Genomic DNA, 22545 nt, shown 5'->3' with positions numbered 1-22545 from the left:
GGGAGCACGATGACGCGCACGTCAAACCGCACGGGTCCGGATACGGGCCTGCCACGTCGCAACGCCGCCGCCACCCAGGCGCGACTGCTCACCGCGGCGCGCGAACAGTTCTTGCGCCACGGGTATCGGGCCGTCTCGCTACGTGCGATCGCGGCTCAAGCCGGCGTGGACGTAATGCTCGTCCGGCGCTACTTCGGGTCCAAACAACAGCTCTTCGACGAAGCCACCAACATCTCCGACAACGTCGAAGCGGCCCGCCAGGCCACCGATGCGGCGGTGGGCCGGACCTTGATCGAACGCGTGCTGCAGGCTCGTCAAGATAGCGACGCCCCGCTGTTCGCGCTGCTGCGCTCCAGTGGGGACCCCGACGTCGTCGCACGCCTCAACGATCAGCTCGAAAACGGCCTGACCGCCAACCTGTCCCGACGGATCCAGGCCGACAATCCCCGACTTCGTGCCGACCTGGTCGCGGCCCTGCTCCTCGGGGTCGGCGTCCTGCGCGTCCTGCTACACAAGGAGCCGATAGCCACCGCCGACGACCGCGACATCGCCGCCATCTTTACCGAAGCATTCGCGACATTGACCAAACTGCCCCAAGACGCTCCACCACCAACGGCGGGTGCTGACCACTAGCGGCCGCAGTCGATCACTCAAGGTGTAACCTCGAAATCGCTTGCACCGCTCCCGATTCCGCCGTCAAGTGTCGCGATGTCCTTTCACCAGGGCATCCACGATCGCGTCGACGCCGGGACCAACGTCGACGGTCATGCCGGCCTCGTCGGGACCGAGGGGTTCCAAAGTGTCCAGCTGCGAGCGCAGCAGTGCGGCCGGCATGAAGTGATCGGTCCGGGTCGCCAACCGGCCGCCGATCAGTTCCGCCGAACCCGAGAGGTGCAGGAACTCCACCTCCGGGCAGTGCGCGCGCAACTGGTCGCGATATTTCCGCTTCAGCGCCGAACAACTCACCACGGCGCCGTCGCGGTGGGCGGCCAACCAGTCGCCGACCCGCTCCAACCAGGGATAGCGGTCATCGTCGTCCAGCGGTTCGCCGGCCGCCATCTTGGCGACGTTGGCGGCCGGGTGCAGGGTGTCGGCGTCGACGAACGGGACCCGCCAGCGCTGCGCGAGCGCCGCCCCCACCGTCGACTTGCCCGATCCGGAGACGCCCATCACCACGACGGGGGCCGATCCGCTCACCTACGTGTGGTCGCCGAGATTGCGGTTCCATTCCAGCCAACCCACGCCGCTGCGCCCGTCGGCCGTGCTGATCGTGGCCCAGACCCGGGGAAACTGGCTGACCCGCCCGTCCGTCGCGACGAGCCGGGCCGGCGCCTGACCGCGCACGTTCACGTCCGCGGTGATCTCAGCCGGTGTGAGCCGCAGAGTTGCGTCGAGCGGTAACCCGTTGTCGGCGAACGATTCTCGCGAGTCAACGGTCTGCAGCTCGGTGACCTTGCCGTCGGCGCCCTGTTCGTAGCCGATGCTGAACGCGGGGGCCCCGGGAATCCTGATGTTCACGCCGTGCAGGTGGGTGCCGTCGTCCAGGTGCAGCGCGCTCCATATCCAGTCCATGCCCCACCAATCGCGCACGCCCCACGAGTGATCACGCTGGCCCGGAACGGAGTCCAGACGGTAGCCGGTGTCGTCGATCGTGACGGTGCCCGAGACGGTGCACGGAATTTCATAACGCGTCGTCAGCCCGTACTTGTACGGCGTGCCGTCGGTGGCCCACACCAGGTTCATGGTCATCTCGACCGGGGTTCCAGGCTCCCCGCGCAACAACGCGGACGGATCGGTGTAGGCCCGGCCCCGCGCCCGCACGTCCACGCGGTAGCTCTGCAGCGGCACCTCGGCCGAATGGCCGAGTTCGAAGTCATCGGTGCGCACCGTCCACGGGTCCGACGGCAGCGGCACCTGCGCGTCGACGGCGACCGTCGGCATGTCGGGCCCGCACAACAGGACGTGCACCCAGGCGGTCTGCTCGTTGGCCACCCGGCCGAGCCGGAACCAGCCGCCCAATCCCTGTGCCGCGTCGGCGAAGTCGGCATACCAGCTCTCGCTCCACAGCGGTTCGGCGGTGGGATCGTGGGCGAGTTCGTCCTCGGCCGGCGGCCGCAACGGCTCCGGCGCGACCGGTGCGGGCAGCGTCGACAGCGCGTCCGTGGCGAGTACATGGTCGCAGTGTCGTCGCAGCATCGTCATGAACATCCGGTCGCCGCGGTCGGTGCGCTCGACCAGCATGGGCGAGACGATCGCCATCATCACCCCGAAGAAGCTCTGCCGGCGCACCCCGTCGGCGACGTCGGCCAGGGTGAGTGGCGCCCGCGGGCCCAGCGCCTCATGGTAGGCGTGCAGCAGCGTGTCGTAGTGGTGCCGACGGTCCTCGGTGGGCATCGCGCCACCGAGGAAGTAGGCCAGGTCGGTCAGCGCCGGACCCCAGGACACGGTCTGCCAATCGACCACCGTCAGCGCGCGATCGGCGCCGTCGGTACCGAACAGCATGTTGTCCAGGCGGTAGTCGCCATGCACCAGGCCCTGGAGATGGCCGCGGTCGGGCGCCTCCCCCTCCTGGGCCAGGTAGCCGTCGAACGCGGCCACCAGGCGTTCGCACACCACTCGGTGCTCCGGCGCGATCTGGTCGCCGTAGCGGTCGACGAAACCGGCGTACAGCGGGGTGATCATGGCCCGGTTCAGCGGAGGCTCACGGTTGAGCCACGGCGCCTCGGCCAGCGAGGCGTCGCCGAGCAGCGGCCCATGCAGCCGTCCCAGTTCGACGGCCCCCAGGCGGGCCTGTTCGATTGTGGCGCCGGCGATTTCATCGCCGACGACGGCCGGCCCGGCATCGCCCAGCAGCAAGTCGAACACGCCCGCCGAGGTGTCGACCGCCGCGTGGTAGCAGGGCGCGATGGGCCCACCCAGCCGCGGCGCGATGTCGCCGTAGAAGCGCACCTCCCGCTCGTAGAGTCCCAGCGCCAGCCCGGTCTGCCGGCTGATCGGGTCGGTGGCCGCGACCTTCAGCACCACCGACTCGGGCCCGTCCGAGGGCCCCTCGGCATAGCTGAGCCGGACGCGGTAGCACTCGCTCATCTGGCCGGTACCGATGCGCTCGACCGAGAAGTCGGCGATGGGTCCGGTGCCGATGACCGCGGCCAGCCAGGAGGCGGTGAGGTCACTGGGTCGTTCGATGACTTGTTCGGTCTCGGCGTGCATGAGGGTTAGCGTGCCAGGTCAACGCGCCAGTGAGAAGCCGTCCCATGCCATTCGGCGATGCGGATGCGGGTCGAACTCGACGCGGGACTTGCGGTCGAAGACCATTACGGCCCGGTCGTCGGCGGTGTAGAGGGGCCAGTCCTCCCCCGGCACGCCGGTGCGGCTGAAGGCCCGCCAGCGGCGCTGCACCTGATTGCTCACCCGCAAGGCGGCCCGCCGGTCCGCCGCGGCGGTCAACAACGCGCCGAATCTGGTGCGGTAGACGTCGAAAACCGCGAGCAACTCGGTGGCGTGGGTGGCTCCGAAACCGGACCAGCGCAGCGTGCGCGGTGCGTAGTCGTACCGGTAGAGGTACGTCGGCGCGTGCGTGCCGTGGGCCTCAGCGATCTGCCAGGCCGCCGACGCGAACGCGAAGTCACCGCCGAGCTGGATGCACGCCGCCCGCTCGGGATAGTCGGGATATGCGGCGGTAATGCGTTCGCGGATAGCGGGTTCCGCCTCGGCGAGCAGCTCCTCGACCATCGTCTCGTTGGTCGGCAACATCGCCAGGAACCGGGTGAACAGCCGTCCTTCCTCGGCGTTCGTGCCCACGATCAGCGGAACCCGGTGGGCCTCGCCGCGCCGCATCGCCTCCACCGGATCCAGCGGCAGGATGTCGTCACCGAAGACCGGTCCGATCGGGAAGGCGCCCAGCCTGTTCCGCATGCCCTCGTCGATCAATTGGTGCTGGGTTTTCACCAGTTGGGCGGCGGACACCGACATCAGCGCGTTGGCGGCGTCCTGCCTGCGCACCCCAAGCAGGTTGGCGAAGCGGTTCGCGAACTCCGCGGCAACCTCTTTCGACCGCACCAGACCCGAGGCCGGGCTTTCCGAGATCGCCCGGGCGAACAGGCCTTTGGCGGCGGGCACCGCCAGCAGTGAGGCGGTGATGCACGCGCCGGCGCTCTCGCCGAAGATGGTGACGTTGTCCGGGTCGCCGCCGAACCCCGCGATGTTGTCGCGAATCCACTGCAGCGCCAGCACCAGGTCGCGCAGGTACAGGTTGCTGTCGATGGTGATCTCCGGCGTCGACAGGGACGAGAAGTCAACGCACCCCAGCGCGCCCAGCCGGTAGTTCACCGATACGTACACACATCCCCGGCGGGCCAGGGCAGCGCCGTCGTACAGCGGCGTCGCCGAGCTGCCCAGGAAATAGCCGCCGCCGTGGATGAACACCATGACGGGCAGAGGTCCCTCGACCGCACCCTCGGGTGCCACGACGTTGAGGGTGAGGCAGTCCTCGCTCATCGGCTGGTAGCGGCCTCCCAAACCCGACATGCCGAGCAGGGTGTAGCGGCGCTGCTGGGGCGCGCAGTTGCCGAAGCCATGGCAGTGCCGGACACCCGACCACGGCTGGGCCGGCTGCGGCGCCCGGAAGCGCAGATTTCCCACCGGTGGACGGGCATACGGGATCGACCGCCACCGAGTGACCCCGTCGCGGGTGAAGCCTTCGACGGTGCCGATGGCCGTGCGTGCGCGGACAGTGCGCTGATGCATAACCCGACGGTAACCGACATGACCGTCGTAACGCGCGCGCAGCGCCTTAATTGGCCGGCGCGCCGGTTAGCCTGACTGAATGCGGATAGCTGCGGTGATCGCCGCGTCATTACTGATTGCCGGGTGCTCACACACCACGGGCGGCCATTCGGAGCCCACCGGAAGCACCAGCCAGTCATCGACCGGTGCCGGGGCGCCGGGAAGCAAATCACCGGGACCGGCCGCCGCGCCGGCCGCGGGAGCGGCAATCTCCGACGTCATCGCGTGGATCGAGGCCGGTCACCCGGCCGATCCGGGCCGGTTCCACACGGCCACGCGCGACGGGGCGGCCACGCCACTGGGCGACGACATCGCGCTGACGGCGATGGCGGGCAAGGTCTCCTGCATGACCGACGCCAAACACACCGGCGGCGCGCTGGCCTGCCTGGTGAGTCTGACCAACCCGCCGCCGGCGCCCGCCACGGCCTATGGCCAGTGGCAAGGCGGCTGGATCGGCTTCGACGGGGTGAACCTGCAGGTGGGATCCGCGCGAGCCGATCCCGGTCCGTTCATCAACGGCAACGGACCGGAACTGGCGAACGGGGATTCGCTGTCGTTCGGTGACTACCGGTGCCGCGCCGACCAGTCCGGACTGTATTGCGTGAATTACGCGCACCAGTCGGCGGCCAAATTCAGCATTTCCGGCATCGAGGCGTTCGGCTGCCTGAAGCCGGCGCCACCTCCGGATGGTGTCGGCACGGCGTTCAGTTGCTGAGGCCGGCCATGATGGTCGCGAAAAGCTCGCTCATCTCGTCGGCGGTTCCGCCCGGCACGGTGTAGCCGGTTTCGTCGCGGATCTCCGCGAGGTGATCACGCACGTCCTCGATGGACAACCCGGGCCGGTAGAAGCCCTTTGTCCTGCCGATGAAGAATCGCGAAACATGGCCTGCACCAACGGTGTAGATCTCCCCCGACACCGGACAGTCACGATGGGTCAGGAAGGCGGCCACCGGGGCCACCAGCGCTGGATCGAGCTTCTGAAGGTATTGGCCCACAAGGTCGTCCAGCACCGCCTGTGCGGCGGGATCGTCCGGCTGCGCGGCGCCCTCCACGGAGTGCGCCAGCATCCGGGTGTAGGCGATCGGGGCGACCGCATTGACCTTGATGTTGTGGTCGGCGCCTTCGGCGGCCAGCACGCGGGTCAGGCCGATCAACCCGGTCTTGGCCGACCCGTAGTTGCTCATTCCGGTCGCCCCGAGTATCCCTGCGGCCGAACAGGTATGGAGGATGCGGCCATATCCCTGCTCGCGCATGACTTTCCAGGCCGGCCTGGTGACGTAGAACGCGCCCTTGAGATGCACATCCAGCAGTGGCTCGAATCGTTCCGCCGTCATGTCCTCGAACGGCGCGTCCCCGACGATGCCGGCGTTGTTGATCACGATGTCGACTCGTCCCCACGCGTTCAGGGCGGCCTCGATGATCGCCTGTCCGCCTTCGGGACTGGTGACGCTGTGGCCGTCCGCCACGGCGTCACCGCCGAGGTCGCGGATCTCGGCCGCCGCGGTATCAGCGGCGCGGCTGTCGGTGCCGTCACCGGTCACCGAGCCGCCCAAGTCGTTGACCACGACACGCGCACCACGGGAGGCCAGCAGCAGCGCGTATTGCTTGCCCAAACCGCCACCGGCGCCGGTGATGACGGCGACCTGGTCGTCAAACCTCAGCTCGCCGCTCACCAGCTCACCGGAAGTTCCTTCATGCCATAGATGTTCGCGTCTTTGAAGCTCAGCCGCTCAGGCGGCACCGCCAGTCGGAGCCCGGGCAGGCGGCGCGCCAGCGAGGCGAACGCAACCTGCATTTCGACACGGGCCAGGTTCGCGCCGATGCATTGATGCACACCGTAGCCGAAGCCCAAGTGCCCGCGGGTGTTTCGGTCGACGTCGAAGGTTTCGGGCGTGTCGACGAACCCGGCGTCCCAGTTCCCGGCGAGCAGGCTCATCATGACGTACTCCCCCGCGCGAATCAGCTGGCCACCGATCATCAGATCTTCGGTCGCGATGCGGTCGACCTGGCTGTGCACGATGCTGAGGTAGCGCATGAGTTCTTCGACGACGTTCGCGGTGACGGCGGGGTCGTCGCTTTGCCCGAGTCGCTCGAACACGTCGGGATGTTCCAGCAGCGCAACCGTTCCCAGCGAGATCATGTTGGCGGTGGTCTCGTGCCCGGCCTGCATCATGATCACGCCGTTCATCGCCGTGGTGGCATGGTCGAGCTGGCCCGTCGCCACGTATTCGGTGACCAGCCGGCTGATCAGGTCGTCACCGGGTTCACGCGCCTTGCGCTCCACCAGTTCCTGGATGTAGGCGTACATCGCCCCGAACGCCTGACCCTTTTCCGCGTCGCTGGATTTCTGGTCGAGCCCCTTGGTGGTGTTGAACTGGAAAAGTTCGAGGTCTTCGGGCGGCACTCCGAGCAACAACGCGATCACCATCGACGGGACCGGCAAGGCGAATGCGCGCACCAGATCGGCCGGCGCGCCGCCCTCGATCATCTGGCCGAGATAGTGGTCGACCCATTCCTGAATGTGCGGTCGCATCGATTCGCAACGCCGGAAGGTGAAGTTGCTCGTCAACATGCGCCGCAACCGATGATGCTCGGGATCGTCGGTCCGCGCGAACATCACCGGGACCTTGTTCTCCTCGTCCTTCGGCATGATCGAGTCCGGAATTGTCTTCGCGGACAACCGCGGATCGACCAGCGCCGCCCGGATGTCCTGGTAGCGGCTGACCACCCAGACCGGGTTGCCCTGGAACACCGCCTTTCGAAGCCCGGGTTGCTCGCGCCAGTCGCCGAATTCGGGCGGGGGCGCGAGCGGGCAGCGTGCGGGCCGCGGTAGGGGCAGCACCGGCAGACCGGCGTCGGAGCAGGAGTCGGCGGTTCCGAAGGATTTGGAAGTTGTTGACATAACCCGCGTTTCCCGTTAAGTGTCAGATATCTGCCAGTTGTAGAGCGTAAAGCGACGGTTGTTGGCAGTCAACCGTCAGTTAGGCTGTCGCCATGACCGCGGTGGAAGACCGGCCGTTGCGGGCCGACGCGGCGCGCAACGTCGAGCGCATCCTGCGCGCGGCGCGCGAGGTCTACAGCGAGCTGGGGCCCGACGCCCCGGTGGAAGCGGTCGCTCGCCGGGCGGGCGTCGGTGAGCGAACCCTCTACCGCAGGTTTCCGGCAAAGGCCGACCTGGTGCGCGCGGCCCTGGATCAAAGCATCGCCGAGGACCTCACGCCGGTGATCGACAAGGCGCGCCGCGCCGAGGATCCGCTGCGCGGTCTGACCCAACTGATCGAAGCGGCGATTTCGCTGGGGGCGCGCGAACACAGCCTGCTGACCGCCGCGCGCCGGGCCGGGTCGCTCACGTCCGACGTCTCGGTGTCGCTCAACGACGCGCTCGGCGAGCTTGCCCGCGCGGGCCAGCGAGCCGGCCGCATCCGCGCCGACCTGGTCAGCGACGACCTGCCTCGCCTGGTCGCGATGCTGTTCAGCGTGCTGTCGACCATGGATGCCGGCAGCGACGGCTGGCGACGCTATGTCGCCCTCGTGATCGACGCGATCTCGGTCAACGACCGTCAGCCGCTGCCTCCGGCCGCCGCGTTGCACTATGAGGTGCGGCCGGACAGCTGGCCCCTGTGACGATCGGCGGCTCAGCTAGGCGGTAGGCCCGCTTTGACCGCGTCGTCTTGCTTACGGGCCAGATCGAGCATGATGTCGGCCGGCGTGGGATTGCCGATGACACAGTCGGACTCCAGGTCGACCATGGCCCTGCCTTCGACGAACACCGCCTCGGAGATCTCCATCGGGTTGGCCGGATCGGTTCCCTGCCCGATCACCATGAACCCGTTGGTGCCGACGTCGATGGGCTGCTGCTGACCGTTGACCTTCTTACCGACCACGTCGCGCATGTTCGCCGCGGTCTGGGTGGCCGTGGCCGCGTCGGGAAACACCGCGATCGTGTCGATGATGGTGCGCTTGCCGTCGGGGTTCTTGAAAACCTGTCCCACGCCGGTGATGCCGCTGGGATTCTGGCTCGGCGGCCCGTCAACGGTGGCGTTGGGACCGACGTCGCTGGGCTTGATCAACAGATTGCTGTAGTCCGCCGGCGCACCCGGGGACGCGCTGGTCGGGGAGCCCGACGAGGCGGCCGAGCTGGACGACGAGGCCGAACCCGATGACGCCGTGGGGCTCTTGCCCCCGGCGCAGCCCACCACCGCCGCGCCGATCAACACCGCGGTAGCCGTCAAGCCGAGCGCGGACGTCCGCACCGTATTCATAAGGCTCTCCTTTTGAAGTCAGCTATTTGTATCCGTTACCGCGCGCGCCGGCAGCGCGAACACGCAAAATTCGGCCGCCACACGAATATCCATCCGACAGCCCAGCCTATGGGCTTGACGCGATCTCAGTAAGGGCACTCGTTCGAGGGCCGGCGTGGCGTTGACCTTTGACGCCGATTCCGGCAACTGAATGCGCCCTGTTTCTAGTTGATGGTCACTCCTGCGTCGACCTTGAACTGCAATCCCGTCACATACCTGGACTCATCCGATAGCAGGAACAGCACAGCGTTACTGACGTCGACGGGCTCGACGGCCGGCGTGGGCATCGCATTGACGAAGATGGGAATCAGGTCGGACCGATGCTCGCCCAAGAGAGGCCCGAACGATGGTGGAACCATCCCGGTGGGGACACCGGTGGGAAGCACGGTGTTGACGCGCACGTTCTGTGCCGCCAGTTCGTTGGCCAAGGCCAGCGTCAAGCCGACGACGCCGTGCTTGGCAGCCGTGTAGGGCGTCTGCAGTGGAAATCCCTTGATGGCGCCTGCGGAACCGACGTTGACCAGGCTGCCTCCGCCCTGGTCGAGCAAGTGGGGTATCGCGGCCGCGCAAGTGTTCCATACGCCGATGAGATTGACGTCGACCACCGTGCGCCACTGGTCGGCGGTTGTCTGGTCCCAGGCCGCCACCGTGAGCACGCCGGCATTGGCCACCGCGCCATCGAGACCTCCGAGCTCGCCGACGCCGTCGTCGACCGCAGACCGCAGTTGTGCCTCGTCGCGAACGTCGACGATGCCGCTCACGCAGCGGCGGCCGAAACCCCTTACCAATTCGACTGTTTCGGCCAAGTCGTCTTTTGTGGCCAAGGGATATTCGATGGGGGGCAGAGATTCGCATATGTCGAGCACGATGACGTCGGCGCCCTCCTGCGCAAGCCGCAGCGCATGGCTGCGGCCCATGCCGCGGGCGGCGCCGGTAATCAGAATGCGTTTACCGGCAACGCGTCCCGAAGATGATGTCGTCATGCCACAAATCCGGCTAGTGCTCGTTCCACATCAGGCCACGCATCGTTGCGGAGAGCGGGATATCCTCCACGCCGATCAGCCCCTGGGGCGCGCGGCACACCCAATCGATCGCGTTGACGGCTCGACCGGCCGTCGAGATGCAGCCGGCATCAGTGGAATCGAAAAGCGGGTGTGAAACGTGGGTGTTGATTTCGACCCGCGGTTCGCCCTCCACAACGACGCGATGAACCCCGGTATGGCCGTCGGGTGGGAATTCCCAATCGGGCGCCGCGGCCTGGGTGAGCCTGGTGACGTGCTCGAGGGTGATGACCGGTTCGCCGTCGCGCACGCCCTCGGTGGCGAACCGCACCGCCGCCATCTGTCCGGGCTCCACCGTCATCATGGTGCAGTCGATTCGCTCACGGGTATACCAGGGTTCGCAGCGCTGGCGCACGTCGTCGAGCTTGATGTCGAGATGGTCCGCCAGGCTTCGGACCTGACCACCCCACATCGCCACGATTACCCCGGGCAGGAACATCATCGGTGTGTCGTCGTCCGGCTTCGACCCGAAACCCATTGCAGCACCGGTGAACTCGGCGTCATCGTAATTTCCGTAGTCGAAGATCTCCTGGACGGTGATCGAGGAGACCCGGGTGGTCAGGCTCACTGCCGAGTGCACCAGGGTATCGCCGGAGAAACCGGGGTCGATGCCGTTGACGTAAAGCGAGGCGTTGCCGGCCGCGCAGGCACGCTCCAGGGGCTCTCGCAACCAGTCGTCGGCGTGGCGTGGCGTGACCAGCCAGACCATCGATGTACCGACGACGTTGGTGCCCGCCGTGAGGAACTTGGCCATCTGTTCGATGGCTTCCATCGGCCGAGTCTCACCTTGAGACGTGTAAACGACGCAGTCGGCGCCGAGGGCCACCAGGGCGTCGATGTCGTCGGTGGCGATGATGCCGGTCGGTTCGTCCAGTCCGCACAACCTCGCCGCATCCTGGCCGATCTTCTCGCTGCTGGCGGCGTGCACGCCGACCAGCTCGAGATCGGGTCTGCCGATGATGGCTCGCAACGAATGCCGGCCCACATTACCGGTGGAGAATTGAATGACCCTGCGCATGGTTACCCTCGTCCTTCGGGCGGTGGGTGATGACCCATCATGACGCGTTCAATCACAGAGCGGGTCAGTAATCGGGTATCGGCAGCGGCGAATTGTTCGAGTCGATGCCACCATCGACGTGGAACGTCGCGTTGGTCGCGTAACAGTCACGCGTGGACAGGTACACCGCGAGCCGTCCGAGATCCTCGACGTCGCCCAGCCGATGCAGCGGTGTAGCCTCCAGCATCTTCTCCAGCGATCCGGGCATCAGATCCAGGCTGCCCTTCAGACCGTCGGTGGCGAAGGACCCCAGGGCGATGGCGTTGACGCGAATCTTCGGGGCGAGTTCCTGCGCCATGGCGCGGGTGAGCGCTTCCAGGCCGCCCTTGGCAACGCAATACGCGGTCAGCGCCCGTATGCCGAATCGCGCCGAGCCCGACGAGATATTGATGATGGAACCGTGTCCGGCGCTGAGCATGTGTGGCGCCACGAGCTGACTCATGATGAAGGCCGACGTCACACACCAATCGAACGTGTGCCGGAAGTCTTCGTCGGTGATTTCGAGGAATCGCGCGTAGGTCGACCCGCCGACATTGTTGACCAAAATGTCGATGCGGCCGAGGCGGTCCATCGCCGTGCTTACCACCCGCTCTGAATCAGGACGACTCATCGCGTCCGCGACGAGCGCCAGCCCCTTGCCGCCCGCTGTCTCGATACCCTCAATCGTGCCAACGATATCCGCCTCGGTCCGCGCGGTCCCGACCACCGTGGCGCCCGCCTCCGCCAGCACCCGGGCAATGCCCGCTCCCACACCCTTCCCGGCTCCGGTGACGATCGCGACCTGTCCGTCCAGCCTGAACTGCTCCAATGCCATGCTGGCTCCTCCGATGTGTGGTCTGGTGCGCGTTCAATCTATGAACCTTGCTGACTAAAGTCAACGAATTCATGGGGCCGACGTCCGACAGAGTGCGCGGAGCGTCCAACAATGACAAGTTGTGCAAGCCTTTTTGACCGGGACACGGCATACTGGTCGGGTTAGCCTCGAAACTCTGACGTGAGTCAGGTCAACCGTGAGGAAAGCAATGGCTGTGACGGACCGGTTGTCGGCACGAGAAGCTAAGCGCCTGCAGACGCGGGAGCGATTGATGGGCGCCGCGATCGGTGAGTTCGCCCGCGCCGGGATGGCCGAGGCCGACGTGGGCGCCATTGTGGCCGCAGCGGGCGTCGCCCACGGGACCTTCTTCTTCCACTTCCCCACCAAGGAGCATGTGCTGCTGGAGCTGGAGCGCCGCGAAGAGGACCGAATCGCCAAGCAGTTCGCGCAATTCCTGAAGTCCAAACACGACCTCGCTTCGGCATTGAATGAGGCGGTCCGATTGGTCGTCGGATTGGAACGCCGCCTGGGCGATCGACTCTTCAATGACTTTCTCGCGCTGCACTTCTCCCAAACCCGCCCGCAGACCGAAGACGGCAGGGATCACCCCCTGATCGTCCTGGTCGCCCAGGAGATCGCGCAGGCCCAAGAGCGCGGCGAGACGGATGCGGACGTCGATCCCATGAACAGTGCGGTGTTCTTCTTGCTGGGCCTCTACGCGCTGTTGATCACCACCAACCACTGGCCGACTGGCCACACGCTGTTGGAAGACTATGTCGCGAGGACATTGCGAAGCTTAAAACCATGACACGCGGGCGTTAGGGCCGTATGACGCCACGCAGCGGCATAAGCCCGAGTTCGTTGTGGGACATGAACCCCGGCGGAGCGTCGCAGACCGCGGGAATGGCGTTCGCGGGGCCCATCGCGGTCCAGGTGTAGCCGGGCAGCGCGTAGCCACCATCCGGGTCCTGCGCCCCCTGCAGGATCAGCTCCGTGGATGAATCGCCCTCAATCACTATGCGGTAGTGGTAATGCTGAGGCCAATCCTCCTGCGGTTCAATGGCATCGAACGTGTCCATCGTGTATACCTCATGAAAGATCAGAAGGGGCTTACCCTCCACCCAAGCGGTCCACTTATGATGCTGGCGAGCGACCGTGCCCTTCTTGATCACGCCCTTGAAGCCCGGCATGTCGCTGGTCTCTGCCCCCTCGAAGGGGATGTCGCGCGTGGCACACCCTAGCTCCACCTCGGTCGTATATTTCTCGACTGTCTTACCCATTCCCTCCACAACCATCGCCATCGACTGTGCGAACAATGGCCATGCCTGTCCCAACAGGTTCGGGCCGTCCTCGAACCCGGCAGGATCGCTCCCCATTCCCATCTCATACAGGTACTTCAGCGTGTCCCGACCGAAGTTCACCACCTCGTAAATGTGAATAGTATCGATCTGACTGACGATTCGGGCCAGCGTCAGGACGAGTAGGTCTCCGGCGAAGCCGGGGTTGACGCCACCTGCATGAAACGACGTCCCACCCTCGCGGCAGGCTGCATCGATCTTGTCGATGTCCGCCTTGCTGTGTTCGGTTCGATACCACCAGGCGCCACCGGAGGCGACGACATTCTTGCCCCCGCGCAGTAAGCGGCACACCTCATCGGGGTCAGACCATAGCGGCGCATAGAACACGCAATCGGCGTCGAGTGCCTCGATGGCAGCCTTGTCGGTGGTCGCCCGCACCCCGGTCGGCGCTTTGCCGCAGAGCTCGCCGGCGTCCTTGCCTACCTTCTCTGGACGATTGCACAGCACTCCGACCAGTTCATAGGCAGGGTTGTGCACGAAATGACGGAGCGCGATCGTGCCGACATTCCCTACGCCCCATTGAATTACGCGATACTTCTTCTCGGCCGGCGGCTTGGGTGTCATTGCTACTCCTTTGCATGCACCGACAGCGCTAGAGCGAACGAACCGTCTTTCGCCGCCGGCACACGACGCCGCAACGGCTGAGCGCTCGCTGAGCGTAGGCGTCCCTTGAATGTTGTGTCAACGACTGGCAGCTGACTTTCGTCAGTAACTTTCGCCTTGCGCCACCAACGGAAGGTGCCACGTCGAAGGCGGATTGACCTGTTATACGGCGGTGCAGCACCGTGCGGCCGCCGGCGTCGTGGCGCCTGCACCAACTTCACAGAAAGTCCGCCGGGCATCTTCTGCTGACTGTAGTCAGCCTGTTATAGTGCACAGGCCGATCCAATCAGCAAACGGGGAGGGTTCGTGAATCTGCCGAGGCTGCAACAGCGCGATGCCGGCAGTGCGGGCATCGCGGTCGGCTCAAGCGGCGCTCCCCCAACGGGTCTGACCATCGACGAACATCTGGAACGGTCGCAGCTCGCGCAGCGCCGAGCCGACAAATGGCTCATCTCCGGCAGTCTGCTGATCGGCACCGCCGCCCTGGGCATCTTCGGGTTGCCGTTGTTTCTCTGGGGGGTGCGGTTGCTGCGCCGGGCCCAGCGCGATGGCCTCTCCGTTCGGCCGATGCTGGTCACGCTGCTCGGCTACCTCGTCATCATCGACGCCGCCATCAACACCGTCGGATGGGCCCTCGACCTGGTGGCAAACCACACGATCCTGGCCCGAGTGCTTCTCAACGGCTGGGGCAACATGTTCGACGCCGGTTACTTCTGGCACTACAACGAGCTGTGGGTCGGTGGCGCGGCGGGCCCGGGCGAAAAAGCTCTGGAAGTCGGCCTCATCCTGACCGTCTTCACCATGCGCATCGCGGCGGCCATCGGTTTTCTGCAGATGAAACGCTGGGGCCATCAATGGATGGTCGTCACCTGCTGGATGGGCGTGGTCATCTGGATCACCTACGTCTTCAACATGACCATGTTCGCCGATGTGCGCTTCGCCGGAGTCGTACTGCCGGTCGTCGGCTGGTGGCTCTACGACATCTTCTACATCACCCCGTTCCTGGCCATCCCCTACCTGCACACCGTCAACCGGGAACTCTTCTCCGACTGAAATGCGCGAACTGAAATCCACTACGCCACCGAGGAAGTCACATCATGGGCTATCTATGGGAGATCCTTCGCTACGTCGCCGCATGGGGCGGCACCGGACTGATCATCTGGTTCTGGTACTGGCTGTTCTCCAACATCGGCACCTTCTGAACCGCGGCCTCGGTAGTCGAAGCGCACGGGATTTCGGCGATGATTGACCAGTCCGACGGCCATGCGATGGCTCTGGAACGCGGTTGCTCCGTGACGGCGGTCGCGTTCAGCGACCAACGTCGCGAGGGCGTCCGCCTGGTCACCGGCGACCGGCGGGGTTTCGGCGTGAACGCGGCGCTCACGTTCGTTCATGTCCCCTACCCCGCGCCGCCCGAGTGGACACGCAGGACCCTGACATGCGGCGTGGCGCTGCAGTGTTCGCCGTCGAAAGAACGCGTCACCGAATATCGCCTCTACGAGCTCTCTGCCCGCGAACTGCGTGCACTCACCCTCGTCGAGACCGGCGTCGCCCTTGGCTGGATCGCGTCGCGGTGGCCCGGCCTGCTGCCCGAGGTCCGGCGATTGCTGCCCGAAGTCCACATCCAAGACGGCGACATGCCTGCCGTCCAGATGCTCGACCTGGCAATCGCATTGGCGGCCACACATCAGGAATTGACCCTCCACCCCCTGCTGGGCTCATTGCCGCCGGCATACACCGCGCCGCACGGACTGGCCGACAAGCTGCGACGCAGCTTCGGCAGGATGCCATGGACCACGACACAGAAGCGCCTGCCGCGGCCGTACTCGGTTCCGGTCGGCGGCGACGGCGGGGTCCGCAACCCCAACCTGCCGCCACCGAGCCGGCCACAGGACAACGATCTCGACGTCACACCGCAACACCGGCCGGGGATCCCCTATCCCGAATGGAACATGTGGACACAGCGATTCATGCAAGACCACGTTGCCGTTGTCGAGCACGCCGACGGCCGGCACGCCCGCCGCCCGGTGCCCGTGGCCGTCGACGTGCGCAAGTGGTTCGAAGAACACACCCACCGCGCGATGACCAATCGCCTCGAAGACGGCTCCGACCTCGACGTCGACCAATACGTCAACCACTACATCGATCTCGCGACCGGCGAGGCCAAGGAGCCGAAGGTGTTCCGCGACCTGCTGCCCAGCAGCCGCGACGTCACCACGGCGCTGCTGCTCGACGGCAGTTCGTCGCTAGGGGTGCACGGCGGGCGCGTATTCCAACTGGAATTGTCCTGTGCCGATGCACTTTCGCGGGCCATGACGCTGACGCGCGAACGGCACGGTGTCTTCGTCTTCACCGGCAACACCCGCCATCGAGTCGAAGTCCGCTGCCTGAAGGACTTCGAGGACCGTCGGTTCGTACCGCCGAGCGGGCTCGGCCTGCACACCAGGGGATACACCAGACTCGGTGCGCCGCTTCGCCATTTGACGAGCCGGCTGCTGGCGCAGGCCTCCGAGCGCCGCCTGCTGATCGTCATCGGCGACGGACTGATCTCCGATGAGGGATACGAGGGCCGCTATGCCTGGGCCGACGCCGCGCATGCGGTCGAGGAGGCCAACGAGGCCGGGGTGTCGATCTACTACGTGGGCGTCGGACCCACCCGCGTGGATCCCCTGCCCGAGGTGTTCGGGCCTCGCCGGTCGCAGCGGATCCGGCGCATAGAGGAACTGCCCCGGGTATTGGCCCATGTCCACCGTGAACTGGTCGCCGCGTGAACGCCGGCCTGCTGAGGAAGAGATGACCACCGACACATACTTCGCCAACGGCAACGAGGTTCAGCTGTTCGAGCAGGCCTTCCACCGGCGCATCCCGGTGATGCTCACCGGCCCGACCGGATGCGGCAAGACCCGCTTCGTCGAACACATGGGCTCCTTGCTGCAGCGGCCCGTGGTCACCATCAGTTGCCACGACGACCTCACCAGCTCCGACCTCGTCGGCCGCTTCATGGTGACCGGCGGCGACGTGGTCTGGACCGACGGCCCGCTGACCCGGGCCGTCAAAGCCGGCGCGATCTGCTATCTCGACGAAGTCGTCGAGGCCCGCCACGACTCCCTGGCGATCCTGCATTCGCTCACCGATCACCGGCGGTCGCTGTATCTCGACCGCGCCGGCGAGGTTGTGCAAGCGCCGGAGGAGTTCATGCTGGTGTGTTCGTACAACCCGGCCTATCGCAGCTCGCTCAAGGAGCTCAAACCGTCGTTCCGCCAACGGTTCGCCACGCTGGCGATGCACTACCTGCCGCCGGACCGCGAGGCGGAGGTGATCGTCGCCGAATCGGGAATCCCATTGGCCACGGCGAGGCGGCTGGTGGGATGCGCGGTCGCGGTCCGCACCGCAGACCAAGCCTTCCACTTCGAGCCGCCGTCGACCCGGGTGCTCGTCACGGCCGCCCAGTTGATCGCCGCGGGCGCAACCGAATTGGATGCGGCCGATGCGTGCATACTCGCCCCACTGAGTACCGACGGCGCCGTCACCGACGGCCTACGCGAAGTCGCGGCTGCCAGCCTGGGGACCGCAGACACATCGAGCAGTTCTTAGAAAGGAGCAACGGCATGGACCGACAAGAGGAGAAGCGCAAGAGGGCGCTCATCGTCTTCCAGATCTTCATCTACGGCTACCTGCTGGCGATGTTCGGGATCCAGCTCTACATGTCGTTCGCACGGGGGTGGTGGGACCTGTGAATCTCCCCTTGCTGAAACGACATTCGGTCGGTGCCGCGGCATCGGTCAGCCTCGAGGATCACCACGACGAATCCCGCCAGGCTCAGCGCCGCGCCGATAAGTGGATGATCGTCGGCGCCGGCCTGATGGGCATGTGGGCGCCGGGCCTGATCGGCTTTCCCATCTTCATGCGCGGGGTGTGGCTGCAGCGCCAGGCCCTGCGCGCCGGACTGTCGGTCCGGCCCATGATCGTCACCCTGATCGGCTATCTGGTGTTGATCGACGGAATGCTCAACAGCCTGGGCTGGGCCCTCGACCTGGTGGCCAACCACACGCTGATCAACCGCGTGCTGATGGTCGGCTGGGGCAACATGTTCGACGCCGGTTATTTCTGGCACTACAACGAGCTTTGGGTCGGGGGCGCCGCCGGGCCGGGCGAGAAAGCCTACGTGGCCGGCCTGATCCTCACGGTCTTCTCGATGCGGGTGGCCGCGGCGATCGGCTTCCTGCAGATGAAGCGCTGGGGTCATCAATGGATGGTCGTCACATGCTGGATGGGTGTGGTGATCTGGTCGGCCTATGTCTTCAACATGACAATGTTCGCCGACGTGCGGTACGCCGGAGTCGTCTTTCCAGTCATCGGCTGGTGGCTCTACGACATCTTCTACATCACCCCGTTCCTCGCCATCCCCTATCTGCACACCGTCAATCGCGAAATCTTCTCCGACTAGCAAGGAGTCGTGCCATGACAAGCCCTTCCGCACCGGCATCCGCCGAAGACAAGGACCCGGCCGCCGATCTCGAGCCGGGGACGACGCCGTACTACGCCCGGATGCACAAATGGATCAAGCGTGCCGTGCTGGTGTGCCTGGTGGCCCTGGTGATCGAGGGTGCCTTCACGTTGCCGTTCATGGCGGTCTACTACGGCTACCCGACGCTGAGCCTCACCCAGATCTGCAGTGAGCTGCTCAAGATCCGGTACTCCAACGACACGCTCGAATGCAAGTACCCCTACCCGCCGTTCGGCCCGCCCGAGGGCGCCGAGGGCAAGGCCACCGCGCAGGACGTGTGGGGCATCCAGCCGATACCGAAGTACCACCGGCTGGGATTCCGCGAACTCGTCAAGATCCACAACGACAGGCTGGCCCGCCAAGCGGCACAACAACAGGCGGCATCGCACCCATGACGGGGCGGACCCGTTGACCCACCGGGTCGTCCAGTGGACGACGGGTAACGTCGGCAAGAGCTCGGTCAAAGCGATCGCCGCCAACCCGACGCTGGAACTGGTCGGGTGCTATGCCTGGTCGCCGGAGAAGGCCGGGCGTGATGTCGGCGAGCTGTGCGGGATCGAACCGCTCAATGTCAAGGCCACCAACGACATTGAGGCGCTGCTCGCGCTCAAGCCGGACTGCGTGGTTTACAACCCGATGTTCGCCGACGTCGACGAGCTGGCCCGCATCCTCGGCGCGGGCATCAACGTGGTGGGCACCGCCGGGTTCATCACCGGGCACTTCCTCGGCGCCGGGCGGGAACGCATCGCACAGGCATGCGCAGACGGCGGATCGACCATCTTCGGCAGCGGCATCAACCCCGGTTTCATCCAGCTCTTCGCCATCGTGTCGGCGGGGCTTTCGGACCGGGTGGACAAGGTCTCGATGCTGGAATCCGTTGACACCACGATCTACAACTCGCCCGCGACCGAAATACCCATGGGCTTCGGTTATCCCATCGATCGACCGGATCTTCCGGCCATCACCGAGAAGGGCTCCGGCATCTTCCGCGACGGCGTATTGCTGATCGCCGACGCGTTGGGCGTCGAGCTCGACGACGTGCGCTGCGAAGTCGAATACGCCCAGACCACCGAGGATCTGGATCTTCCCGGCGAATGGACGATCAAAAAGGGGTGCGTCGCCGGCGTGGACGTCCGCTGGAAAGGAATTGTCGCGAATCGTGAGATCATCGAGATCCGCGGGCGCTGGCGCAAGGGTCAATCGCTGGATCCGGATTGGCCGCTGGACATGGGCTACACAATCGAGGTGCAGGGCCAGCCGACGATCAAGACCACGCTGAGTTTCCTTCCGCCGCTGGACTTTGCGGGCCAGACGCTGGACGACTACATCATGTTGGGACTGACCATCACCGCGATGCCGGCGATCACCGCGATACCTGCCGTCGTCGCCGCGCCTCCCGGCATTGTCACCTACAACGACCTGCCGCTGCTTCTGCCGCGCGGAGTGCTGCGCGCTGATTCCCGATAGGAAGGCACCGATGCCCGAAAAGCCTGACTCGCCCTCGCTTCACCACGTCGTGTTCGCCGTGGCGCCGGAACGACATGCCGCAGCGGCACAAATGTTCACCGATCTCGGATTCCTCTTCGAGCCACTGCAGCTGGCCGAGCTCGGCCTGGACATCCACCTCGACTGGAATCGGGGCATTGAACTGATCAGCCCGATCCCCGGGTCGACCGGCGAGGTCGCCGTCTCGGTTACGGAGTTCCTCGAGCGTCACGGCGACGGCGTGTTCACGGTGGTGATCGGAGTTCCGGAAGCCGCTTCCGCCGACGAGGTCGCCGAGCGCTACGGCGCGACAACGCGATTCCGGCAACGCATGGAGGGCGGAGGCACGTACCTCGACGAAAACGACGTGTCGATCCTGGGACTGCCACTGACATTTCTGGCAACCAACATCCCGTGATTGGAGACGACATGGCTCGTGGCCCGCAGGAAATTCCGGAGCTCGATCTGGACGACCTGCCGATGGCGCTCGACCGCGGCGTCGGCTGGGCGGCGTTGCGGGACGCCGGCCCGGTGGTGTTGAGCGACGGCTGGTACGCGCTGACCCGTCGCGAAGACGTCCTCACCGCGCTGCGAAATCCCACCGTGTTCTCGTCGCAGAAGGCCTTCGAGGTGGTCGGCAGCCCGCTTCCGCTGGTACCGGCGGCGTTCGACCCGCCGGAGCACACCCGGTTCCGCAAGATCCTGCAGCCGTTCTTCAGTCCCCATGCGCTCGCCGCGATCCTGCCGTCGATCCAGGGCCAGGCGATCGACATCATCGAATCGATTGCGGGACGCGACAAGTGCGAGGTGATGGCCGATCTGGCGACTCCCTACCCGTCACAGGTCTTCCTGACGCTGTTCGGGCTGCCGCTGCGCGACCGCGAGCGGCTGATCGGCTGGAAAGACGCCATCATCGAGCTGAGCATCCCCAACGCCGCGGGTGAAACCCCGGACCTCGCACCGGCGCTCGAGCTCTTCAACTACCTCACCGAGGCCGTCGCCGAGCATCGACGCGATCCCGGCGACGATGTCCTCTCCCAGGTGCTCGCGGGCGAGGAAGCGCTCACCGACGACGAGGCCCTCGGCATGGCGTTCTTCTTCGTCCTCGCGGGACTGGACACCGTCACGTCGGCCATCGGCGCGGCGATGCTCGAATTGGCACGTCGCCCCCAACTGCGCGACCGGCTTCGCGAAAGGCCCGAAGAAATCGGTGTCTTCGTCGAGGAGATCGTCCGGCTGGAGTCGTCGGCTCCCGTCGTCCCGCGGGCGACGACCGAGGAGGTCACCGTCGCCGGCATCACGTTGCCCGCTGGATCTCGCGTGCGGCTGTGCCTCGGCGCCATCAACCGGGATGGCAGCGATGCGATATCCGGTGACGACGTGGTGATGGACGGCAAGGTGCACAAGCACTGGGGCTTCGGCGGCGGTCCGCACCGTTGCGTGGGTTCGCACCTGGCGCGCATGGAGATGAAGGTCGTCGTGACCGAATGGCTAAGGCACATACCTTATTTCGAGCTCGCGCCCGGATGCCGGCCCGAAATCACCTGGCCGTCGCCGACATGCACGCTGCCTTCCTTGCCGGTGCGGATTCTCGCGAAGGATGCGTCATGACCGAGCTTCGCTTTGACGGAAGGGTCGCGATTGTCACGGGCGCCGGGGGCCAGGAGCCGAGCCTGGGGCGCTCGCATGCCAAACTGCTGGCCGAGCGGGGAGCCAAGGTCGTGGTCAACGACCTCGGCGTCGGGCCTGACGGGCGAAACCTCCTGCGGGCCAACGCCGAGCAGGTTGCCGACGAGATTTGCGCGGCGGGCGGTGAGGCGGTGCCAGACCTGCACAGCGTCGCCGATCAGGACAGCGCGCGCCGGGTCGTCCAGACCGCGCTCGACGTGTGGGGTCGTCTCGACATCCTGGTGAACAATGCCGGGGTCTGCTTCATGGCGCACTTCGACGAGATCTCCGACGCCGACATTCGTAACGTCATCGACGTGCACCTGATGGGAACCGTGTGGATGTGCCGGGCGGCATGGCCCCACATGCGGGACGCCGGTTACGGCCGCATCGTGAACACGACGTCCGGGGCGATGTTCGGGCTGGAATACCTGTCCATCTACGGCGCCGCCAAGGGCGGAATCTTCGGGCTGACACGCGGTCTCGCCGTCGAGGGAGCTCCGCTGGGCATCAAGGTCAACGCGTTGGGCCCGGCCGCAAACACCAGCGCCGTGCGGCATTTCAACGACCCGTCCGCGTTCACGAAGCTGATGGAGGAGCACTTTCCGACCGGCCTGGTGTCACCGGCCGTGGCCTTCCTGGTTCACGAGAGCTGTCCGGTGTCCGGCGCCAACCTCGAAGCAGGCGGCGGGAACGTGGGCATCCGGGTGTTCGGCCAGACCACGGGCCACTACGACTCCGGTCTCACCCTCGAGAAGGTGCGGGACAACTTCGCCGCGATCGCCGACACGTCCACGGCCAGGTTGATGCCTGATCTAGCGGATTCCGGGGAGTTGGCTCCCGGTGAAGCCATTTCGGCGCCGATCGAAGTACTGCCAAAGCGCTACCAGCCGAGCTGATTTCGGC

The 22545-nt window shown here is 65.9% G+C and carries 24 protein-coding genes; 14 read left to right on the top strand and 10 right to left on the bottom strand.

From position 1 onward, the window contains the following. Nucleotides 1–9: 9 nt before the first annotated feature. Nucleotides 10–633 carry a TetR/AcrR family transcriptional regulator gene (locus A5760_RS13690; protein ID WP_064881563.1) on the top strand — a complete coding sequence of 208 codons (624 nt, stop codon included), beginning with the start codon at nucleotides 10–12 and terminating at the stop codon, nucleotides 631–633. Nucleotides 634–696: 63 nt separating this feature from the next. Here A5760_RS13690 and A5760_RS13685 read toward each other — a convergent pair whose 3' ends face one another. The 3 genes from A5760_RS13685 to A5760_RS13675 are packed head-to-tail and all read right to left on the bottom strand — an operon-like array spanning nucleotide 697 to nucleotide 4746. Beyond that, on the bottom strand, nucleotides 697–1197 hold the full coding sequence (locus tag A5760_RS13685) for a gluconokinase (protein ID WP_064881561.1): 501 nt from the start codon (nucleotides 1195–1197) through the stop codon (nucleotides 697–699). After that, entirely contained in the window at nucleotides 1198–3210 is a 2013-nt protein-coding gene (locus A5760_RS13680) for a phosphotransferase (RefSeq protein WP_064881560.1), read from the bottom strand. Nucleotides 3211–3228: 18 nt separating this feature from the next. Beyond that, nucleotides 3229–4746, bottom strand: coding sequence for a carboxylesterase/lipase family protein (locus tag A5760_RS13675; RefSeq protein WP_064881558.1), 1518 nt, complete (start codon nucleotides 4744–4746; stop codon nucleotides 3229–3231). 79 nt (nucleotides 4747–4825) lie between these two features. Here A5760_RS13675 and A5760_RS13670 point away from each other — a divergent pair, with 79 nt between their 5' ends. Further along, nucleotides 4826–5500 (top strand): hypothetical protein, encoded by a 675-nt coding sequence (locus A5760_RS13670; protein WP_064881556.1) that lies wholly within the window; start codon nucleotides 4826–4828, stop codon nucleotides 5498–5500. Here the strand turns inward: A5760_RS13670 and A5760_RS13665 are convergent. Together A5760_RS13665 and A5760_RS13660 are read right to left on the bottom strand one after the other, a co-directional pair. Further along, nucleotides 5490–6458 carry an SDR family NAD(P)-dependent oxidoreductase gene (locus tag A5760_RS13665; protein ID WP_231122630.1) on the bottom strand — a complete coding sequence of 323 codons (969 nt, stop codon included), beginning with the start codon at nucleotides 6456–6458 and terminating at the stop codon, nucleotides 5490–5492. The two genes, A5760_RS13670 and A5760_RS13665, sit on opposite strands and share 11 nt — an antisense overlap. Then, nucleotides 6455–7687 (bottom strand): cytochrome P450, encoded by a 1233-nt coding sequence (locus tag A5760_RS13660; RefSeq protein WP_064881552.1) that lies wholly within the window; start codon nucleotides 7685–7687, stop codon nucleotides 6455–6457. The genes A5760_RS13665 and A5760_RS13660 overlap by 4 nt, the downstream gene beginning before the upstream one ends. 92 nt (nucleotides 7688–7779) lie before the next feature. Between A5760_RS13660 and A5760_RS13655 the strand changes: the two genes are divergently transcribed. Next, a complete protein-coding gene (locus A5760_RS13655) occupies nucleotides 7780–8409 on the top strand; it encodes a TetR/AcrR family transcriptional regulator (RefSeq protein WP_064881550.1) in 630 nt (209 codons plus the stop codon). Nucleotides 8410–8420: 11 nt separating this feature from the next. Here the strand turns inward: A5760_RS13655 and A5760_RS13650 are convergent, their stop codons facing one another. From A5760_RS13650 to A5760_RS13635, 4 genes are all read right to left on the bottom strand, one after another. Beyond that, on the bottom strand, nucleotides 8421–9047 hold the full coding sequence (locus A5760_RS13650) for a hypothetical protein (RefSeq protein WP_064881548.1): 627 nt from the start codon (nucleotides 9045–9047) through the stop codon (nucleotides 8421–8423). A 203-nt stretch (nucleotides 9048–9250) separates the two neighbouring features. After that, on the bottom strand, nucleotides 9251–10069 hold the full coding sequence (locus A5760_RS13645) for a mycofactocin-coupled SDR family oxidoreductase (protein WP_064881546.1): 819 nt from the start codon (nucleotides 10067–10069) through the stop codon (nucleotides 9251–9253). 13 nt (nucleotides 10070–10082) lie between these two features. Then, on the bottom strand, nucleotides 10083–11165 hold the full coding sequence (locus A5760_RS13640; RefSeq protein WP_064881544.1) for a hypothetical protein: 1083 nt from the start codon (nucleotides 11163–11165) through the stop codon (nucleotides 10083–10085). Nucleotides 11166–11229: 64 nt separating this feature from the next. Then, nucleotides 11230–12018 carry an SDR family NAD(P)-dependent oxidoreductase gene (locus A5760_RS13635; protein ID WP_064881542.1) on the bottom strand — a complete coding sequence of 263 codons (789 nt, stop codon included), beginning with the start codon at nucleotides 12016–12018 and terminating at the stop codon, nucleotides 11230–11232. A 208-nt stretch (nucleotides 12019–12226) separates the two neighbouring features. On the opposite strand from A5760_RS13635, the gene A5760_RS13630 reads away from it, so the two are divergent. Then, nucleotides 12227–12826: a TetR/AcrR family transcriptional regulator gene (locus A5760_RS13630; protein ID WP_064881541.1), complete on the top strand. Its 600-nt coding sequence runs from the start codon at nucleotides 12227–12229 to the stop codon at nucleotides 12824–12826. A 10-nt stretch (nucleotides 12827–12836) separates the two neighbouring features. On the opposite strand, the gene A5760_RS13625 is transcribed toward A5760_RS13630, so the two are convergent. Next, the gene (locus tag A5760_RS13625) at nucleotides 12837–13940 is read right to left on the bottom strand and encodes a hypothetical protein (RefSeq protein ID WP_064881539.1); all 1104 of its coding nucleotides are present in this window, start codon (nucleotides 13938–13940) and stop codon (nucleotides 12837–12839) included. 345 nt (nucleotides 13941–14285) lie between these two features. On the opposite strand from A5760_RS13625, the gene A5760_RS13620 reads away from it, so the two are divergent. The 10 genes from A5760_RS13620 to A5760_RS13580 all read left to right on the top strand — a co-directional run bounded on the left by A5760_RS13620 (nucleotide 14286) and on the right by A5760_RS13580 (nucleotide 22538). Further along, nucleotides 14286–15032, top strand: a complete 747-nt coding sequence (locus A5760_RS13620) for a hypothetical protein (protein ID WP_419538246.1) — start codon at nucleotides 14286–14288, stop codon at nucleotides 15030–15032. A 188-nt stretch (nucleotides 15033–15220) separates the two neighbouring features. After that, entirely contained in the window at nucleotides 15221–16750 is a 1530-nt protein-coding gene (locus tag A5760_RS13615; RefSeq protein WP_064881537.1) for a nitric oxide reductase activation protein NorD, read from the top strand. A 22-nt stretch (nucleotides 16751–16772) separates the two neighbouring features. Beyond that, nucleotides 16773–17573, top strand: coding sequence for a CbbQ/NirQ/NorQ/GpvN family protein (locus A5760_RS13610; RefSeq protein ID WP_064881535.1), 801 nt, complete (start codon nucleotides 16773–16775; stop codon nucleotides 17571–17573). 14 nt (nucleotides 17574–17587) lie between these two features. Beyond that, nucleotides 17588–17716, top strand: coding sequence for a hypothetical protein (locus A5760_RS27580; RefSeq protein ID WP_255360762.1), 129 nt, complete (start codon nucleotides 17588–17590; stop codon nucleotides 17714–17716). Next, nucleotides 17713–18426: a hypothetical protein gene (locus A5760_RS13605; protein WP_064881533.1), complete on the top strand. Its 714-nt coding sequence runs from the start codon at nucleotides 17713–17715 to the stop codon at nucleotides 18424–18426. The genes A5760_RS27580 and A5760_RS13605 overlap by 4 nt, the downstream gene beginning before the upstream one ends. A gap of 14 nt (nucleotides 18427–18440) precedes the next feature. Further along, on the top strand, nucleotides 18441–18881 hold the full coding sequence (locus A5760_RS13600; protein ID WP_064881530.1) for a hypothetical protein: 441 nt from the start codon (nucleotides 18441–18443) through the stop codon (nucleotides 18879–18881). A gap of 13 nt (nucleotides 18882–18894) precedes the next feature. Next, nucleotides 18895–19953 carry a dihydrodipicolinate reductase gene (locus A5760_RS13595; protein WP_064881528.1) on the top strand — a complete coding sequence of 353 codons (1059 nt, stop codon included), beginning with the start codon at nucleotides 18895–18897 and terminating at the stop codon, nucleotides 19951–19953. Nucleotides 19954–19963: 10 nt separating this feature from the next. Then, nucleotides 19964–20389 carry a hypothetical protein gene (locus tag A5760_RS13590; RefSeq protein ID WP_064881526.1) on the top strand — a complete coding sequence of 142 codons (426 nt, stop codon included), beginning with the start codon at nucleotides 19964–19966 and terminating at the stop codon, nucleotides 20387–20389. 11 nt (nucleotides 20390–20400) lie between these two features. Beyond that, nucleotides 20401–21582, top strand: a complete 1182-nt coding sequence (locus tag A5760_RS13585) for a cytochrome P450 (RefSeq protein WP_064881605.1) — start codon at nucleotides 20401–20403, stop codon at nucleotides 21580–21582. Continuing rightward, nucleotides 21579–22538, top strand: a complete 960-nt coding sequence (locus A5760_RS13580) for an SDR family NAD(P)-dependent oxidoreductase (RefSeq protein WP_064881525.1) — start codon at nucleotides 21579–21581, stop codon at nucleotides 22536–22538. Before A5760_RS13585 ends, A5760_RS13580 begins: the two co-directional genes overlap by 4 nt. Nucleotides 22539–22545: the final 7 nt, after the last annotated feature.

It is taken from the genome of Mycobacterium colombiense (genome assembly GCF_001665835.1).
Lineage (GTDB): Bacteria > Actinomycetota > Actinomycetes > Mycobacteriales > Mycobacteriaceae > Mycobacterium > Mycobacterium colombiense_A.
This window is presented reverse-complemented; position numbering and strand designations above follow the sequence as displayed.

What these genes read in the sequence shown, in the direction of transcription:
- A5760_RS13690 (WP_064881563.1), top strand. Translation starts at nt 10, where the DNA reads ATGACGCGCACGTCAAACCGCACGGGTCCGGATACGGGCCTGCCACGT.
- A5760_RS13680 (WP_064881560.1), bottom strand. Translation starts at nt 3,210, where the DNA reads ATGCACGCCGAGACCGAACAAGTCATCGAACGACCCAGTGACCTCACC.
- A5760_RS13675 (WP_064881558.1), bottom strand. Translation starts at nt 4,746, where the DNA reads ATGCATCAGCGCACTGTCCGCGCACGCACGGCCATCGGCACCGTCGAA.
- A5760_RS13670 (WP_064881556.1), top strand. Translation starts at nt 4,826, where the DNA reads ATGCGGATAGCTGCGGTGATCGCCGCGTCATTACTGATTGCCGGGTGC.
- A5760_RS13660 (WP_064881552.1), bottom strand. Translation starts at nt 7,687, where the DNA reads ATGTCAACAACTTCCAAATCCTTCGGAACCGCCGACTCCTGCTCCGAC.
- A5760_RS13655 (WP_064881550.1), top strand. Translation starts at nt 7,780, where the DNA reads ATGACCGCGGTGGAAGACCGGCCGTTGCGGGCCGACGCGGCGCGCAAC.
- A5760_RS13650 (WP_064881548.1), bottom strand. Translation starts at nt 9,047, where the DNA reads ATGAATACGGTGCGGACGTCCGCGCTCGGCTTGACGGCTACCGCGGTG.
- A5760_RS13645 (WP_064881546.1), bottom strand. Translation starts at nt 10,069, where the DNA reads ATGACGACATCATCTTCGGGACGCGTTGCCGGTAAACGCATTCTGATT.
- A5760_RS13640 (WP_064881544.1), bottom strand. Translation starts at nt 11,165, where the DNA reads ATGCGCAGGGTCATTCAATTCTCCACCGGTAATGTGGGCCGGCATTCG.
- A5760_RS13635 (WP_064881542.1), bottom strand. Translation starts at nt 12,018, where the DNA reads ATGGCATTGGAGCAGTTCAGGCTGGACGGACAGGTCGCGATCGTCACC.
- A5760_RS13630 (WP_064881541.1), top strand. Translation starts at nt 12,227, where the DNA reads ATGGCTGTGACGGACCGGTTGTCGGCACGAGAAGCTAAGCGCCTGCAG.
- A5760_RS13625 (WP_064881539.1), bottom strand. Translation starts at nt 13,940, where the DNA reads ATGACACCCAAGCCGCCGGCCGAGAAGAAGTATCGCGTAATTCAATGG.
- A5760_RS13615 (WP_064881537.1), top strand. Translation starts at nt 15,221, where the DNA reads ATGATTGACCAGTCCGACGGCCATGCGATGGCTCTGGAACGCGGTTGC.
- A5760_RS13610 (WP_064881535.1), top strand. Translation starts at nt 16,773, where the DNA reads ATGACCACCGACACATACTTCGCCAACGGCAACGAGGTTCAGCTGTTC.
- A5760_RS27580 (WP_255360762.1), top strand. Translation starts at nt 17,588, where the DNA reads ATGGACCGACAAGAGGAGAAGCGCAAGAGGGCGCTCATCGTCTTCCAG.
- A5760_RS13600 (WP_064881530.1), top strand. Translation starts at nt 18,441, where the DNA reads ATGACAAGCCCTTCCGCACCGGCATCCGCCGAAGACAAGGACCCGGCC.
- A5760_RS13590 (WP_064881526.1), top strand. Translation starts at nt 19,964, where the DNA reads ATGCCCGAAAAGCCTGACTCGCCCTCGCTTCACCACGTCGTGTTCGCC.
- A5760_RS13585 (WP_064881605.1), top strand. Translation starts at nt 20,401, where the DNA reads ATGGCTCGTGGCCCGCAGGAAATTCCGGAGCTCGATCTGGACGACCTG.
- A5760_RS13580 (WP_064881525.1), top strand. Translation starts at nt 21,579, where the DNA reads ATGACCGAGCTTCGCTTTGACGGAAGGGTCGCGATTGTCACGGGCGCC.